This is a genomic window from Mycobacterium sp. 20KCMC460 (assembly GCF_022179425.1).
GTDB lineage: Bacteria > Actinomycetota > Actinomycetes > Mycobacteriales > Mycobacteriaceae > Mycobacterium > Mycobacterium kiyosense.
This window is the reverse complement of record NZ_AP025524.1, coordinates 571,406-586,746: the sequence shown is the minus strand read 5'-3', so window position 1 is coordinate 586,746 and position 15,341 is coordinate 571,406. Positions and strand designations below refer to the sequence as shown.

The window sequence follows — 15,341 nt, the reverse complement described above, 5'->3', positions numbered from 1 at the left end:
GCCCCCATCCACGAATTACGATATCGGTCAGCAAAGGAAAATTTCCTCAGTAATCACCCTGCCGTCCCGCTCGGCGGTGCGCTGGGCGACCCGTCCCGTGATCTGGGCCCCGTGCTGGTGTTGTTATCCGGAGCCGGCTCGGGGTTCTTCACCGGAGCGCTGCTTGCCGTTGACGGCGGTCTGGTCAGGCTCGGCGCCCGGACGTCCGGCGCCGCCGCGGCGCCGCAGCTGCCCCTTGGGCCGGCGCACCCGCTTGACCGGATCGCGCGTTGTGCCGGAAGCTATTTCGTCGCGCAGCTGCTGGATGTTGGAGATTTCCGCGTACAACCCGCGGATCGCGTAGTCGAGGACGGCGAAGGAGTAGCGCTGGTCGGGATCGTCCACGATGCCGACTTCGCGGGATCGTTCCCGCGACCACAGCGCCTCGTCCAGCCTGGCCCGGGTGGCCTCGAGATGACGGTCCAGCATGTCGATCACCCGGTCCGGGTCCTCGCCGCGCGCCAGCCAGGTTCGCAGGATGACGGGGTGTTTGACGACGACCTGGTCCTGTCCCGGGAAGTGTTGTACCCAGCGCCGCAACGCATCCCGGCCGGCGTCGGTGGTCTCGTACACGGTGATGGCCCGCTTGCCCGATCGGGTGTCGATCTCGCTGACCATGGATCTTTCCAGCAGTTTGCTGAGCTCGCGGCGCACGTGGCTGACCGACGGCGACCAGTAGAAGTGCCCGACCGACAACTCGGCGCGCATCTTGATCTCACCGGCGGTTAGCTGCTCGTCGTTGGCCGCCAGCACGCCCAGCACCAGGTACGCGGTGACCGGCAGGCCACCGGCGGTGCGGACCGGGCTCACGTTGACCCCGACGGCCGGAAGTACGGCAGCGTCACGTCGGCGTCGACGGCGTGGAACTGCACCGTCACCGGCATCCCGATCGCCAGCTGTTCCGGTGCGACTCCGACGATGTTGGTCAGCATCTGGTAGCCCTCGTCCAGGGTGACAATGGCTGGTGCGTAAGGGGGTTCGAACTCCGCGGTGACGGGCCGGTGCACCACCGTCCAGCTGTAGATCTCGCCTGATCCGCCACTTTGTGTCCACTGCAGCTCGGCCGAGAGGCACTCGCGGCAGTGTTCGGTCGGCGGGAAATTGGCCAGCCCGCACGCTGCGCACCGCTGGTAGCGCAGCTCGTGAGACCGGCAACCCGCCCAGAACGGACCGCTGACCGCACTATTGGCGTGCGGCACCGGCCCGGACTGTGGCCGCAACATGCTCTCAGACTTCATCTCGGCTCGTCTCCCAGTAGCAGGACGGTGGTGAACAGTGCTCCGGCTCCCCCGTTGCTGCACAACGCAATACGTGCGTTCGGGACCTGCAGGTCACCGGCCTCACCCCGCAACTGCTGCACGGCCCGGATCGCGCGCTGCATCATCTGCGGATTGGCCCCGGCATGGCTGAACGACATGGTTCCGCCGTCGGTGGTGATCGGATGACTGCCGTCGACGGCAATGTGACCGGCGGCGACGAACGGCCCACCCTCGCCCTCACCGCAGAACCCGAACGCCTCCAGTTGACGAATGATCTCGAACGAGAAGGGGTCATACAGTTCCAGTACGTCCACGTCGTCGCGGCGCAGGCCGGCGTGGGCGAACGCGCGGTCGGCGGCACGGCGACCCACCACGCCATTCACGTGATCACGCCGGCGCCCGCCCAGATCCCAGGCCGGCGGGTGCTGATAGGACGGGCCGTGGAAGTCCGCGCCGCTGCCCAGAATGTAGATGGGTTGACGAGATTTCGTAGCCTTGTCGCCGACGGTCTCCAGGTTCGCCACCACCAGCGCGCAACCACCCTCCGAGGTGGTCGCACAATCGAGCAGATGGAACGGGTCGGCGATGAGCCGGGAGGCGGTGATGTCGTCGGTGGTGAACGGACCTCGTTGGTAGTAAACAGCTTCCGGGTTACGTGAGCCGTTGTTGCGGATGGTGGCGGCGACCGTGGACAGTTGCTCCCGCGTGGTGCCGTAGACGTGCATGTGGCGGCGGGCGATGAGCGCGAACTCGGCGGTGGTGAACATCCCCCAAGGCGCGACGAATTCGTTCTCCGGCCGCGTCCAGGGCGCGGTGGCCTCGTGGTCGCGATATTCCCCGGCCTGCGCGGCGACGAGCACCACGACATCGGCCATGCCGTGTTCGATAGCGGTGGCCGCCTCGGTGATCATGCCGACACCGAAGCCCATGCCCTGCCAGGCCGGGCCGAGGCGCAGGTCGTAGATCAGCGCGGTCGACTGCGGGCTGGCGCTGATTCCGTCCACATCGTCGAGGGTCAGGCCGGCGTCCTCGAGTGCCCCCCGGATGGCCTCGACGGCCAGTCCCCGGCTGGTATGTCCGTCCAGTCGCCGGCCCTGCGCGGTGTTGTACACCCCGACGATGGCTGCGGTGCGCTTGTTCGCGCTCAAACCGATCTCACTCCTTCAGTTTTCGTCCGCGACAACGCCGAGATAGGTTCCCACGACGTCGTATTCCCTTCCGTCACGCGTTATCCGCCCGATCGTCGTGCACCGGACTCCGGCGGATCCCGCACCGGCGTCGACGACGTCGATCCGCACGTCCACCGGCCGCGCGGTCTGCGGGTCGGTGATCTCCACGACCATTGCCACCGCACGCTCGCGCTCATCCCACTCGACGCTGGTAATGCGATGCCGGGCAGTCAATTCCATCACCACCGAGTCCTGGCGCAGCAGGAATCGCACCGGCGCGCACAGCTCACCGGCACGCGGCGGCACACAGAGCGTGACGGCCACGTCACAGTCCCGCCGGCCGGGCGGCGGTGACCCCCGATTCGGACAGCCGGGTCAGATCCCCTGCCCCATACCCCAGGCCGGACAACACCTCGTGCGTGTGCTGACCGTAGAGCGGCGATACCCGGCGGAGCCAACGCCGGGGCCTGCCGAGGAACTCGAAAGGCATTCCGGTGCAAAGAAACGAGCCCACGACGGGATGGTCCATCCGTTCCCAGAATCCGCGGGCCAGCAGCTGCGGGTCGGCGAGCAGCCCGGCCGCCGCGACCAGCGGCGCCGCGGCAACCCCGGCGCAGCGCAGCTCCCGCACCGCCTGCGCAACGGTGTGGTGCGCCGTCCAGTCCTCGATCAACTTATCGACCTCGTCGGCGCGCTCCCGCCACCAGGTTTCGCCCTGATGCGCCTCAGGCCTGCCGATCAGCCGGGCCAGACCGGTGCGGCCGGCATCGTCGATGGCTGACAGCGCGACCCACTCGTCCTCACCCTGGCACCGATACACACCCTGTGGGCTGGCTCCGGGGCCACGATTCCCCTGGCGGCGCAACTCGATTCCGTTGCGCGAGTATTCCACCAGCATCTCCGCGGCGACGTTCAGGGCGGACTCCACCATCGTGGACTCCACGTGGACGCCGATGCCGTCGCGGTCGCGCACCACCAGGCCGGCCACCGCGGCGAATGCGGCATGCAGTCCCGCGATCGGGTCGCAGACCCCGCGCGGAATCAGCGGCGGGCCGTCGGCGTGCCCGGTCATCCACGCCATGCCGGTCGCCTGTTCCATGGTTTGGGCGAAGCCGACCCGGTCGCGCCACGGACCGTCCAACCCGAAGGCCGGCATCCGCACCATGACCGCGCGCGGGTTGGCGGCACACACCGCGTCCCACTCCAGGCGGAAGTTGCCCATCACCCGCGGCGAGAAGTTCTCCAGGACGAGGTCGCTCGTCGATATCAGGTCCAGCGCCACGGACCGCCCGCCCTCGGTGCCCAGTTCGACGCTGATGCCACGTTTGTTGTTGTTGCTGCACAGGAACACCGGGCCCCATTCCCACCATTGGTCCCAGTCGGGCGGGCGACCGGCCGAGAATCGCATGCCGTCGGGCCGCCGCACTCCCTCCACCTTGATGACGTCGGCGCCTAGGCTGCCGAGGAACTGGGTGGCGACCGGTCCGGCCCAGAACGCAGTCAGGTCGGTCACGCGGACGTCTGATAGCGGAAGTTGCCGGGGATCAACAGATTCGGGCCCTACAAGGCGCGGCGGCCAGTCGATGCGACCGGTGTCGGCGCCCAGATCGGGGGGGCTGCCGGGCGCACGGGTGGTGAGGTGTTCACCCCGATACGGCACCCGGGGCTGCAGCACACCGAGTTCGGACTCGACGAAGACGCCCCGTTGCACGAAATGATCGATGTCGGGCAGCGTGGCCGGGGTTGCGATGGGCGCCACCGGAATTCGGAACGCCACCGCCAGTTCGACGATCTCTTGGGTGGTGCGGCTGCTGGTCCACTTGGTGACCATGTCGAGGAACTCGCCGCGGCGCGCGATTCGGCCGTCGAACGTCGCCAGTTCGGCGTCGTCGATCAGGTCTTCCCGCTCGATCAGCACCAGGAAGTCCTGGAACTGCTGCGCGGTGATGGTGCAGAATCCGACCATGCCGTCGGCGGTGGGGACGATCGACGGCAACTCCAGACTTCGTGACACCAGCAGCGAATCCGCACCCAGCACGCTGGCGGACATGGCGGGCAAACCACCCATCGCAATCGCCATGGCCTCGTAGGTCGAGACGTCGATCACTTCTGCGCGCCCACCGCGGACGGCATGTCGCGTGGCCGCGGCGCCGACCGCCGCGGCGAAGGTACCCGCCAGCCACTCGCCCAGCCGGCCACCCGCTTGCACGGGCTCGTCACCGGGCCACCCACGCCCGGCCGTCGACCCGCACAGGGCTTGCAGGATGAACTCGTTGGCGACGACTTGTTCGTCCACGTAGGGCCCCGTCGTCCCGAACGGCGTCACCGCGACGACCACCGCCGACGGGCCGGTTCGCGCGGCCAGCCCGTCCAGCGTCCAACCATCGGTCAGGTCGGTGAACACCACGTCGGCGCCGGCCAGCAGCGCCACAACCGCTGCTTCATCGTGATCGAGAACCGAGCGCTTTCCGGCCGCCAGATAGCCGAACAAGGCGCCCGGCGGCCCACCTGCAGCAGACCATCCGCGCAGCCGATCCCCCTGCGCGGATTCGACTTTCACCACGTCGGCACCCGCGTCGGTGAACATCTTGGCGGCGTAGGCCGCGGCGATGCCGTTGGACATCTCCAGCACCCGCCACCCGGCGAAGGGCGCCTCGAGGGGCACGCTCAGTTGCCCAGGGTGCTGGCCCGGCCGGCGATGCCGCCGGCCTCCACCGTCACCGGCGCGGTGACACCTTGGGCCTGTAACGCGAACGTCGTCATCCGGGTCCACGCGTCGCGGTCACGTTGGCTGGCCTGGTGCCCGACGTGCGTCACCACGTCCACATCGGTTGCCTGGCTGCGCAGATAGCCGGCCCGCGCGTGCTCCCTGGGAACGTGCCGGAAGGGGTCGAAAGAATATGCGGCCATGGCGTTTTGGTGGGTGATCTTGTTGATCACACTGTCGTCGAGATGACCCATCGTCTCGATGACGTCCTCGGGTGCGAACGGCCAGTTGCTGTCGGAGTGCGGGAAGTCGGACTCCCAGCACACCATGTCCTCGTTGTACCAGTCCATGTTGCGCACACCGACCTTGTCGCTGATGAAGCAGGTGTAGAAGTGCCGCTTGAACACATCGACCGGTCCGGAGTATCCCGGCGGGAATTCGGCCAGCGTCCAACCGGAGTGGCGCTGGTAGACGTGTTCGGCGCGCCATAAGAAGTACGGCATCCAACCGATATCACCCTCGGTGAGCGAGAACTTCAACTCCGGGAAATCGCGCCAGAATTCGGCCCAGATGAGTTCGGTGAAGGTGAACATGCTCATCATTGACGACGCCGTCATCATCACACTGGCCGGGGCGTCCAACGACACCATCGGCGAACGCGACGCCGATCCGACGTGGGTGCACAGTACGGTCTTGTTGTCGCAGACCGCCTCGAACAGCGGATACCAGTATTTCGTGTGAATGCTGGGCATTTGCAACGCTTCTGGATTTTCCGAGAACGTCACCGCGTGACATCCCTTGTCCGCCAGACGCTTTACTTCCTTAGCTGCTTCGGCGACATCGAAGAGCGGCAGGATGCCGCACGGGATGAACCGGCCCGGGTAGGCCGCGCACCACTCGTCGATGTGCCAGTCGTTGTAGGCCTTGATCATCACCAGGTTCACCTCGCGGTCGGGGCCCTGGTTGAGCACCTGCCCGGAGAAACCGGTGAAGTTCGGGAAGTTCAGACCGGCCAACTGCCCGCCGGCGTTCATGTCGCGCACCCGCTCGTCGACGTTGAAACAGCCCGGCCGCATCTCGTCGTACCGCGACGCGTCGACGTTGTACATCTCGCGGGGCTTTCCGGCGACGGCGTTGAGACCCATGTTGCGACCGCGGATCTCGCCGTAGTACCACTGCTGGACTCCGTCGGGTTCGACCACCACCCGCGGCGCGAGGTGTTTGTACCTTTCCGGCACGTGCGCGTCGAACATGTCAGCGGGTTCGGCGATGTGGTCGTCGACGCTGATCAGGATCAGCTCGTCCTTGTTCATTGCGCGCTCTCCCCGATCGTCGTCGATCCTCGGACTAGTAGACATTGACATGAGTCATAGGTCAACGCCACCCGGAGGGCGCCGCTTCCGTCTCGCTCTGCGAAAAGCCGCTGCCGCCATAGGAGTGCTGTGGCACGCTGGGCCATCGTCACCTGTCGAGCTTCGACCACCGATACCGACTATTAGTCACACTTGGGCTGACTGGACATCGACCGGCTCATGCGCCGCCGACCTTGGACGCAAGCCGCACGCATGCCACCATGAGGCATGGCCGGGCCTTCAAGTGTGCGACCCACCACCGCTGACGTGGCCCGGTTGGCGGACGTCTCGACAGCCACGGTCAGCTACGTGCTCAACAATGCCGAGGGCCGGCGGATCTCGCCGCAGACCCGCGAGGCGGTCAACCGCGCCGCGAAGCTACTCGGTTACCGGCCGAACCTGGCCGCGCGCAATCTCGCCCGCGGCAAGAGCGGCGTGGTGCTCTACGTGGTCCCGTACGTCGCGGTAGGCGACATGCCGATGCAGGCGGGCAGTCGGATGACGACCGAGTTGGCCCGGCTGGGTTTGCTGCAGGTGCAGATCTTCGAGACCGAGGACGACCACCACGTGGTCGACGCCATCGAGAACCTCGACCCGGTCGCGGTGGCGAGCCTGTTCCCGCTCAGCGACGCCGCGGCGGCCGCGGTCAAGGCGGCGGGAATTCCGCACATCGACATCGGCAGCCTGCCCGCGCTCGGCGATCCCCACCTGGCCGTGGGCGAGATGCGGATCGCCCACCTGGTGTCGCGCGGTCACCGCCAGATCGCCTTTGCCTACGGCGGGATCGCCAGGTGGCGCCCGCTGGGCGACTACTGGTTGGAGGGCGTCTCCCGCGCGGCACAGACCCGCGGCCTGCCGCCGGTTCGGGTCGCCACCATCACCGTCGAGAACGCCGCCGAGGTGGTGGGTGCTTGGGTGCGCGACGGCGTGACCGCGGTGTGCGCGCAGAGCGACGACATCGCCTGCCTGGTGCTATACGGCATCCACCAGGCACGGCTTCGGTGCCCGCAGGACCTGGCCGTGATCGGCGTGGACGCCAGTCCCATGGGCGTGGTCAGCACTCCCCCGCTGACCAGCGTGCAGTTCGATCCACGCGCCGTCGCCGATGCCGCGATCGCCGCCATCTACGAGCGGTTGGGCTACCCGGCGCCACCGTCGCCGGATATCACCGACATCGCTCGGGTCGTGGTCCGTTCCTCGACTTAGCTGCCCGCGGTTAAGCGGTTCACCAACGCGCCAGGGTGGCTGCAGAGGCACTGGACATCCTTTGGTTAAGCGCATAACCTCCCGTCTGACGAGTCAGTTACTCAAGGAGGAGTACCGATGACGCTCCAGTCGGTATTGGACGAGATCAGCAAGCGCCCCGGCACCGGTGAGACCATCACGGTCGTCGACCCCGCCACCGAAGACCAGGTCACCGAGTTCAAAGACTGCGGCCCCCAGGCCGTCGACGCCGCCGTTGCGCGGGCCAGGGAGTCGTTCGAGTCCGGCGTGTGGCGCGACAAACCTCCCAGCGAGCGGGCCAAGATCCTGTGGCGGGTGGGCGAGCTGATCGACCAGAACGCCGAACTGCTGGCCGAACTGGAATCACTCAATGCCGGCATGACGCCGCTGCAGGCCCGGGGCACGGTGACGGTCGGCTCGGAGTTCTTCCGGTACTACGCCGGGTGGTGCACCAAGATCGAGGGCATCGCCGCCGACGTGCACACCGGCGGCCTCACCGGCATCGACTCGCACCAGCACGCCTACACGCTCAAAGAGCCCTACGGCGTGGTCGGGCTGATCTTCCCGTGGAACGGGCCGGTCTTCAATTTCTGCGCCAAGCTTGCGCCGTCGCTGGCCGCGGGCTGCAGCAGCGTGGTCAAGCCGGCCGAGGAGACCCCGCTGTCGGCGCTGGTGCTGGACAACATCCTGCACGAGGCCGGCGTGCCCGAAGGGGTGGCGAATCTGTTGCTCGGCTACGGACACACCGCGGGCGCCGCGATCACCGCGCACCCCGACGTCGAGAAGGTCGCGTTCACCGGGTCCACCGAGGTCGGCCGCGCGATCGTGCACGCCGCCGGTGACAGCAACTTGAAGAAGGTCACCCTCGAGCTGGGCGGAAAGTCGCCGGTGGTGGTCTTCGACGACGCCGACCTGAGCAAGGCCGTCCCGATGGCGGCGTTCGGCACCTTCATCCACTCCGGTCAGGCCTGTGTGTGCGGTTCGCGCATCTTCGTCCAGCGCGGGGTCTACGAGCAGTTCGTCGAGCAACTCGCGAAGGTCGCCGACAGCCTGCCGCAGGGCGGCCCCAAGGACGAGGGCAGTCTGATCGGCCCGCTGATCAGCCAGAAGCAGCTCACCCGGGTCTTGGGCTATCTCGAGCAGGGCCGGGCCGACGGAGTCGAGGTCGTCACCGGTGGGCAACGGGTGGACCGCAAGGGTTACTTCATCCGCCCGACCGTGCTGACCAACGTCGCCTCCACGAGCCGGCTGTTCCAGGAGGAGATCTTCGGCCCGGTGGTGGCGGTGCTGCCGTTCGACACCGAGGACGAGGCCGTTGCCCTGGCCAACGACAGCACCTACGGGCTGGCGGCCACCTGCTGGACCAGCGACCTGGGCCGTGCGCACCGAATCGCCAAGCGGCTCAAGGCCGGAACGGTCGGGCTCAACTGCCAGATGCAGTTCGACCACTCGATGCCATTCGGTGGCTACAAGCAGTCCGGCTGGGGCTACGAGTCCGGCAAGGCCGGCCTGGAAACCTACCTGCAGACCAAAATCGTCTGGGCGCAGATGTAGCCTTCCCTGCGCGAGCAGACGCGGGGCCGGGCCTCAGGCGGGCTCGTAGCGCAGCATCGTGACGTCGTGCTCGGGGTAGTCGCAGAACACCGGCCGCACCCGCATGCCCACGCTCAGTTGGTCGGGTTCGACGTTGACCATCTCGGTGGAAAACCTTGGGCCCTCATCCCATTCGACGATTGCGAGCAGTTGCGGCACCGCGCCGGCGAAATGCGGGCTGACCGGACGGCGGGCGACTGTGTAGGAGTACAACGTCCCCATCCCGGAGATCTCCCGCCATTCCAGGTCGTCGGCCAGTGTCCGGGGCGCCCGCACCCGCGGGTAGAACACATACTTCTGCGACGACGGCGAGTACTGGATCTCGATGCGATGCTGGGCCAGCGCATCCCAAAAGGGCGCTGTGGTGGGCGTTTTGACGGGCATCGGCCGGTCGAAGTTCATTGTCAGTCTCCTTGGAGGACGAGCGCCGTCTGCTCGGACAGGATTCCGCCGTTGCCCGACACGAACGCGCGGTTGCAGTCGGCGACCTGCGCCGCGCCGGCACGGCCCATGATCTGGCGGGTGGCGTCACACACGTGATGCATGCCGCCGGCCAATCCGGCCTGGCCGAAGCCGAGCTGGCCGCCGGCGGTATTGAGCGGGAAATCGCCGCGAAACGTCAGGTCGTGGGTGGCTATGAACTCCAAACCCTTTCCCTTCGCGCAGAATCCGGCGTCCTCCAGCGACAGCATCACGGTGATTGTGTAGCAGTCGTAGATGGAGACCATGTCCATCTGGTCGCGGCTCAGGCCGGTCATGGCAAACGCGGTGTCGGCAGCGGCGGCCATCGGCGTATTGAGCAGATCCTCGGCGTAGGTGGGCGTCTTGAACGGCACATTCTCGCCGAAACCCTTGATCCACACCGGGCGGTTCTTGCACCGCCTGGCCAGATCGGCGTTGGCGACGACGACGGCGGCTCCCCCGACGCACGGCATCACGATCTCCAGCATATGCAGCGGATCCGCGATGACCGGGCTGGCAAGGACATCCTCGACGGTGAGCGGCTTGTCTTTCCAGATCGCACCCTCGGTGTGGTTGGCATTGACCCGTTGGTCGACGACGAGCTTGGCCATGACACGTTCGTCGTAGCCGTAGACCGCGGCGTATCGCTGCGCGACCTGACCGTACGGCCCGTTCTGGCCCAGGTTGCCGTAGGGAATCTCGAACTCTGCTTGCGGGGAACCGTATTGGTTGCTCGACGAGCCGAAGAACATCGCGTCCACCATCGGCCTGGGCTTCTTCTTCGACGACGGTGTGATGTAGCGGGCCGGCAGCGCACACAGCACGGCGTCGCACACCCCGAGTTCGATCACCGCGGCCGCGCGCCACACCATCGCGGCGGCGCTGGCACCCCCGAGGTCGACCAGTTCGGCGAAACGTGCCGGCATGCCAAGGTATTCGGCGATGGTGGACGGTACGAAGATCTGCGACTCGGCGAGGTGCGATGCCACGATGCCGTTGACGACGTCGCCCGGCAGGCCCGCGTCGTCGAGCGCGGCGGCGGCGAGTTCGGCCCATTGTTCGAGAACGAATGGTGCCGGCGAGGCCTTGTTGAGTCGCTCGGGTGGCAACTCGACGTATCCGACGATGGCGGCTTCTCCGCGTAAACCCATTGTGGTGTCCTCACTTACGGGGCAGGCCCAGGATCATCTGGGCGATGATGTTCAGCTGAATCTCGCGAGTTCCGCCGCCGATCAGCTCGGCGGGCAGGTGCAGATAGGACTCGACGATGTTGAGTTCGGCGGCCAGCCCGGGGTCGGTCACCATCGCCCGCCGACCGGTCAACTGCAGCGTTGCCGCGAAGGTGCGGCGCAGCAGTTCGTTCATCGCGACCTTGGCGATGCTGGATGCCGGCCCGGAAGCCTGCCCGTCCAGCAACCGGATGGTCTCGCGCACTCCGAGCGCTTTGATCGCGTGGGTATAGGCGTCGAGTTCACCGAGCGCACGTAGCACGTCGTCCCGGTCGGGCCCGTCCTGGCAGGCAAGGTTGCGCAGTGCGGCGGCACGGTCGAACTTGACGTAACCGCTTATCGCCGAGCGTTCTTCGGCCATGGTGGCGATTGCCAGGCTCCAACCGCCGACCGGGTCGCCGAGCAACATGTCATCGGGTATGAAGACCTCGGTGAGGAACACCTCGTTGAAATGTGCTTCTCCGGTGGCGGTCTTGATCGGCTGGATCTCGATGCCGGCCGTATTCATGTCGAGGATGAAATAGCCGATGCCGCGGTGCTTGCCGGCCGCCGGGTCGGTGCGGGCCAGCAGCGCACCGAAGTCCGCCCGGTGTGCCATCGACGTCCATATCTTGTGCCCGTTGACTTTCCAGCCGCCGTCAACCTTGACGGCGCGGGTGGACAGCGCAGCCAGATCCGACCCCGCCCCTGGCTCACTGAAAAGCTGGCACCAGGCGAGTTCGCCGCGCTGTGTCGGCGGTATCAGCCGCTCCTGCAACTCTTTCGACCCGGCGGCCACTATCGAGGGCAGGATCCACTCGGCGATACCCAGCGAGGGCCGGACCAGGTCCGGCCGCTTGGCGAACTCGTCGTCAATGATGAGCTGCCGCAGCGGGCCGGCTTCGAGTCCCCACGGCTGCGGCCAGTGCGGTGCGATCAGGCGCGCCTCGGCGAGCAGGGTGCGTTGCGGGCCGGTCTCGAAGTATTCGTAGTCACCCTGCCGGCCGGGCTTGTCGTTGCGCAATTGCAGTGCGGCGTCGAGTGTTTCGGCAACCTTGGACCGGAACTCGCAGTCTGCGTCGCCCAGATCGACCGACATGTCGCGCGGCTGGGTAGACGTGAGCCCGCCCAGTCGCCTGGCCCAGCGGTTCGCCGGGCCGATCGAGCCCGCCAGACTGATGGCCCGGCGCCAGTACAGGTGCACATCGTGTTCCCAGGTGAAACCGATCGCGCCGAACAACGTGAGCGCGTCGAGTACGAGGTCCGGCACCGGCGAGATCGCGATCACCGCCGCACCGGCCGCGGCGATGCGATGCTGGTCCAGCGATTCGTCGCCCGCCCGCACCGCATCCCAGGCCGCTGCCGTGGCCAATTCGCTGTTGATCAACAACATTGCCGCATTGTGCTGCAACGCCTGAAAAGTGCCGATCACCTTGCCGAACTGCTCACGGACGCGCAGGTGTTCGGTAACCGCCTCGACACACCACTGCGTGATGCCGGCCGTGGCGCTGGCCACCAGTCCGGTGACGACGCATTCGGCACGGTCCGGGTGGACTCCGGTGAGCGTCTCGGCCGCCACGTACTGGTCGAGCCGTAGCCGTCCGACGTCCGCGACGAGATCAGTGCCGGGTACGGATTCGATTGTGGCTGTGGGCTTGTCCGGGTCGACCGGCACCCATACCATGTCCCCGTCCTGGGTGCGGGCAGCCACCAGGATCACCCGCGCCGAGCGGATGCCCTCGGTCACCTCCGATGCGCCGGTGAGCACCCAGCGTCCCTCGTCCCGACGGGCACGGAAGTCTGCACCGTCCGGCAGGACGACGGCGGCCGGTGTCCCGGCGGCGAGATCGCGCAGCAGCGATTCGCAGGTCGGGGTGCGCTCGGCCAGCAGCGCCACCGCTCCCGCCGCGGCGGTGGACAGCAAGGGTCCCGGCAGCAGCGCCTTGGCGGCGGCCTCGAGCACGCACGCGCAGTCGACCAGCCGACCACCTTGCCCGCCGAGGTGCTCCGGCAGGTGCACAGCATGAAAACCGTTGGCGACCAACGCATCCCACCAGTCCGGGAGATCGCCTTCGGCGAGGGACCCGAAATTGTCCCGCGTCTTGGCGATTGGGGCATGCCGCGTCGCGAATTGCCGGACGGCCGCACTGAGGTCACGCTGCTCGGCGGTCAGCCCGAGAGTCACGCGCCTGGCCCGGGGATCACGCCCGGAGTAAAGGGGCTCGGCTTCGGCCGCACAGGCTGCTATCCTTTCGTCCTACAAGACGAACCGTCTCGTCTCGTGGAACATTACGGCGCGCCCCCGGATCTGTAAAGCTAGGCCCCGGGCCCGGTACCCGCGTCAGCTCGGCACGACACGAACGAGGACCACTGCATGCCAACCGATCTCGCGTCCCGGCGCCGCAGCGAGAAGTCGCGCACGGCAATCGTGACTGCCACACGCGAGTTGCTGCTGGAGCGCGGCTTCGACGGCTTGACCATCGAGGCGGTGGCGGCGCGGGCGGGCGTGGGTAAGCAGACCATCTACCGCTGGTGGCGCAGCCGGCCCGCACTGGTCGCCGACGTGGTCCTCGAAGATGCCGACAAGATCCTCGCCTCGATGAAACACACCGACGACCTGGCCGCCGACCTCGTGGAGTGGGTGGGCAAGCTCGCCGCGACCCTCACCACCACCCGGGGTGCGGCGATGCTGCGCACCCTGACCGTCGCCGGAATGGAGCACGAAGACACCGGCGTCCGGCTCAGGGAGGGATTCAGCAAGCCACTGCACGACAGTGTCCGCAACCGCCTGGTCGATGGAGGGGTGGAGCAAGGCACCGCCGAATCGGCGGCCGACGCCATCATCGGTGGCGTCGTGTATCCGATTCTCTCTGATGCACAACGGTATTCGCGCGGGCGTGCCGAACAGACCACCCGCCTCATCGTGAGCGCCGTGACGGCAGACACTAGCGGCGGCTAACCGATCAGCTGCAACGAGACCCACAGCGCCGCGACAGCCGCGACCAGTGCGGCCGGGGTGGTGAGCAGACCCAGCTTGGTGAACACGGCCAGATTGGTGGGCTGTTGATGCCGATGCAGTACCCGCCGCCACAACATGGTGGCCAGTGAGCCGGTGTAGGTGAGGTTGGGACCGATGTTCACCCCGATCAGCACGGCCAGCACCGCCCCCGGACCACCTGTGGTCGCCACCAGCGGGACCAGCATCAGCACCGCGGGCAAGTTGTTCACCACATTGGCCGCCACCGCGGCCACCGCCGCGATCGCCAACAACCCGGCCAGCCCGGTCGGGTGCGGCAGCCTTGCGCGCAGCTCGTCGTGCAGCCCGTTGTCGATCACGGCGCGCACCACGACGCCCAGTGCGAGCACGAAGATCAGGAACGGTGGGTCCGCGGCATGAATCACCACACGCAGGCTCGTCCTACCACCCACGGCCGCGTACGCAGTCAGGATCAGTGCGCCAGCGGCGGCCGCCCAGGCGGGATTGACGCCGACGGCCGAGGTGACCACGAAGCCGGCCAGGGTGGCGAGCACGGTGACGATCGCGAACTTCGGGGCGGCTTGCACGGACGCGTCCGGACCAGGTGGTTGAGGCGCCGCGGCGGTCAGATCGGTCGCGAAATAGCGCCGGAACACCAGGTATTCGACGCCGATCGCCGCGATCCAGGGCAGCGCCATCAGCGCCGTGAAGTGGGTGAAGCTCAGGCCGCTGGCCGACAACGCCAGCAGATTGGTCAGATTCGAAACCGGCAGCAGCAACGAGGCACTGTTGGACAGATGGGCGCACGCATACAGATGCGGGCGGGCGCGCACCCGCAGCTGCGTCGCGGTGGCCGCCACCACCGGCGTCAGCAACACCACGGTCGCATCCAGGCTGAACACCACCGTCACCAGCGACGCCACGGCGAACACCGCGAGCAGTAACCGCTGCGACCCACCTCCGGCGGCACGGGCCATCCGGGCTCCGCACCAGGCGAACAGTCCCTCGTCGGCGCAGGCCTGCGACAGCACCAGCACCGCCGCCAAAAAGCCGACCACCGGCGCCAGGTCGAGTACCTCGCTACGGGCGTCCGCTGCCGAAACCGCGCCGACGCCGATCACAATCGCCGCCGCGGGCACCGCAACCACGGCCTCCGGCCAGCCGAAGGGGCGGATCACCGCCGCCAGCAACACCATTGCCAGCAACACGACCGAGACGCATTCGGCCACCAAGGCACTCAACGAAAGATCCGCTCCCTATCGCAGCACCAGCCGATTGCGGCACCTGAGCACACCCTAGGTAAGCCGGCCGATCACCCGGCTAGCGGATCGCGATGGCGGCCAGGCCCCGG

Annotated in this window: 12 protein-coding genes and 2 pseudogenes; 4 read left to right on the top strand and 10 right to left on the bottom strand. The window is 67.3% G+C overall.

What is annotated here, in order from left to right:
• Positions 1-63 precede the first annotated feature (63 nt).
• Positions 64-198 (top strand): annotated as a pseudogene (locus tag MKCMC460_RS02735) (short-chain dehydrogenase); the annotation flags it as partial.
• Here MKCMC460_RS02735 and MKCMC460_RS02730 read toward each other — a convergent pair.
• The 6 genes and pseudogenes from MKCMC460_RS02730 to MKCMC460_RS02705 all read right to left on the bottom strand — a co-directional run.
• Positions 196-849: pseudogene (locus MKCMC460_RS02730) on the bottom strand (hypothetical protein); the annotation flags it as partial. The pseudogenes MKCMC460_RS02735 and MKCMC460_RS02730 sit on opposite strands and share 3 nt — an antisense overlap.
• On the bottom strand, positions 846-1,277 hold the full coding sequence (locus MKCMC460_RS02725; RefSeq protein WP_236979814.1) for a Zn-ribbon domain-containing OB-fold protein: 432 nt from the start codon (positions 1,275-1,277) through the stop codon (positions 846-848). The gene MKCMC460_RS02725 and the pseudogene MKCMC460_RS02730, both read right to left, overlap by 4 nt.
• The gene (locus MKCMC460_RS02720; RefSeq protein ID WP_236979806.1) at positions 1,274-2,446 is read right to left on the bottom strand and encodes a thiolase family protein; all 1,173 of its coding nucleotides are present in this window, start codon (positions 2,444-2,446) and stop codon (positions 1,274-1,276) included. Before MKCMC460_RS02720 ends, MKCMC460_RS02725 begins: the two co-directional genes overlap by 4 nt.
• 15 nt (positions 2,447-2,461) lie before the next feature.
• Entirely contained in the window at positions 2,462-2,791 is a 330-nt protein-coding gene (locus MKCMC460_RS02715; RefSeq protein ID WP_236979804.1) for a hypothetical protein, read from the bottom strand.
• A gap of 1 nt (position 2,792) precedes the next feature.
• Positions 2,793-5,090 carry a CoA transferase gene (locus MKCMC460_RS02710; protein WP_370653137.1) on the bottom strand — a complete coding sequence of 766 codons (2,298 nt, stop codon included), beginning with the start codon at positions 5,088-5,090 and terminating at the stop codon, positions 2,793-2,795.
• Between the two features lie 44 nt (positions 5,091-5,134).
• Positions 5,135-6,487, bottom strand: a complete 1,353-nt coding sequence (locus tag MKCMC460_RS02705) for an amidohydrolase family protein (RefSeq protein WP_236979800.1) — start codon at positions 6,485-6,487, stop codon at positions 5,135-5,137.
• Positions 6,488-6,754: 267 nt separating this feature from the next.
• On the opposite strand from MKCMC460_RS02705, the gene MKCMC460_RS02700 reads away from it, so the two are divergent.
• Both MKCMC460_RS02700 and MKCMC460_RS02695 read left to right on the top strand, forming a co-directional pair.
• Positions 6,755-7,732 (top strand): LacI family DNA-binding transcriptional regulator, encoded by a 978-nt coding sequence (locus MKCMC460_RS02700; protein WP_236979799.1) that lies wholly within the window; start codon positions 6,755-6,757, stop codon positions 7,730-7,732.
• A 117-nt stretch (positions 7,733-7,849) separates the two neighbouring features.
• Positions 7,850-9,304: an aldehyde dehydrogenase gene (locus MKCMC460_RS02695; RefSeq protein WP_236979797.1), complete on the top strand. Its 1,455-nt coding sequence runs from the start codon at positions 7,850-7,852 to the stop codon at positions 9,302-9,304.
• A 33-nt stretch (positions 9,305-9,337) separates the two neighbouring features.
• Here the strand turns inward: MKCMC460_RS02695 and MKCMC460_RS02690 are convergent, their stop codons facing one another.
• From MKCMC460_RS02690 to MKCMC460_RS02680, 3 genes are read right to left on the bottom strand one after another with little or no spacing between them, the layout of a single operon-like run.
• Complete coding sequence (locus MKCMC460_RS02690) at positions 9,338-9,745, bottom strand: Zn-ribbon domain-containing OB-fold protein (RefSeq protein ID WP_236979795.1); 408 nt, start codon at positions 9,743-9,745, stop codon at positions 9,338-9,340.
• Positions 9,746-9,747: 2 nt separating this feature from the next.
• Positions 9,748-10,956: a thiolase family protein gene (locus MKCMC460_RS02685; protein ID WP_238305295.1), complete on the bottom strand. Its 1,209-nt coding sequence runs from the start codon at positions 10,954-10,956 to the stop codon at positions 9,748-9,750.
• Between the two features lie 10 nt (positions 10,957-10,966).
• The gene (locus MKCMC460_RS02680; protein WP_236979785.1) at positions 10,967-13,198 is read right to left on the bottom strand and encodes an acyl-CoA dehydrogenase; all 2,232 of its coding nucleotides are present in this window, start codon (positions 13,196-13,198) and stop codon (positions 10,967-10,969) included.
• 189 nt (positions 13,199-13,387) lie between these two features.
• Here MKCMC460_RS02680 and MKCMC460_RS02675 point away from each other — a divergent pair, with 189 nt between their 5' ends.
• Positions 13,388-13,972, top strand: coding sequence for a TetR/AcrR family transcriptional regulator (locus MKCMC460_RS02675; RefSeq protein ID WP_236979783.1), 585 nt, complete (start codon positions 13,388-13,390; stop codon positions 13,970-13,972).
• Here MKCMC460_RS02675 and MKCMC460_RS02670 read toward each other — a convergent pair.
• Complete coding sequence (locus MKCMC460_RS02670) at positions 13,969-15,186, bottom strand: SLC13 family permease (protein WP_238305948.1); 1,218 nt, start codon at positions 15,184-15,186, stop codon at positions 13,969-13,971. The two genes, MKCMC460_RS02675 and MKCMC460_RS02670, sit on opposite strands and share 4 nt — an antisense overlap.
• Positions 15,187-15,341 lie beyond the last annotated feature (155 nt).

Excerpts from the sequence above, each read along its gene's own strand:
- MKCMC460_RS02725 (WP_236979814.1), bottom strand. The coding sequence starts at position 1,277 with ATGAAGTCTGAGAGCATGTTGCGGCCACAGTCCGGGCCGGTGCCGCAC.
- MKCMC460_RS02710 (WP_370653137.1), bottom strand. The coding sequence starts at position 5,090 with ATGTCCAACGGCATCGCCGCGGCCTACGCCGCCAAGATGTTCACCGAC.
- MKCMC460_RS02705 (WP_236979800.1), bottom strand. The coding sequence starts at position 6,487 with ATGAACAAGGACGAGCTGATCCTGATCAGCGTCGACGACCACATCGCC.
- MKCMC460_RS02700 (WP_236979799.1), top strand. The coding sequence starts at position 6,755 with ATGGCCGGGCCTTCAAGTGTGCGACCCACCACCGCTGACGTGGCCCGG.
- MKCMC460_RS02695 (WP_236979797.1), top strand. The coding sequence starts at position 7,850 with ATGACGCTCCAGTCGGTATTGGACGAGATCAGCAAGCGCCCCGGCACC.
- MKCMC460_RS02690 (WP_236979795.1), bottom strand. The coding sequence starts at position 9,745 with ATGAACTTCGACCGGCCGATGCCCGTCAAAACGCCCACCACAGCGCCC.
- MKCMC460_RS02685 (WP_238305295.1), bottom strand. The coding sequence starts at position 10,956 with ATGGGTTTACGCGGAGAAGCCGCCATCGTCGGATACGTCGAGTTGCCA.
- MKCMC460_RS02675 (WP_236979783.1), top strand. The coding sequence starts at position 13,388 with ATGCCAACCGATCTCGCGTCCCGGCGCCGCAGCGAGAAGTCGCGCACG.
- MKCMC460_RS02670 (WP_238305948.1), bottom strand. The coding sequence starts at position 15,186 with ATGGTGTTGCTGGCGGCGGTGATCCGCCCCTTCGGCTGGCCGGAGGCC.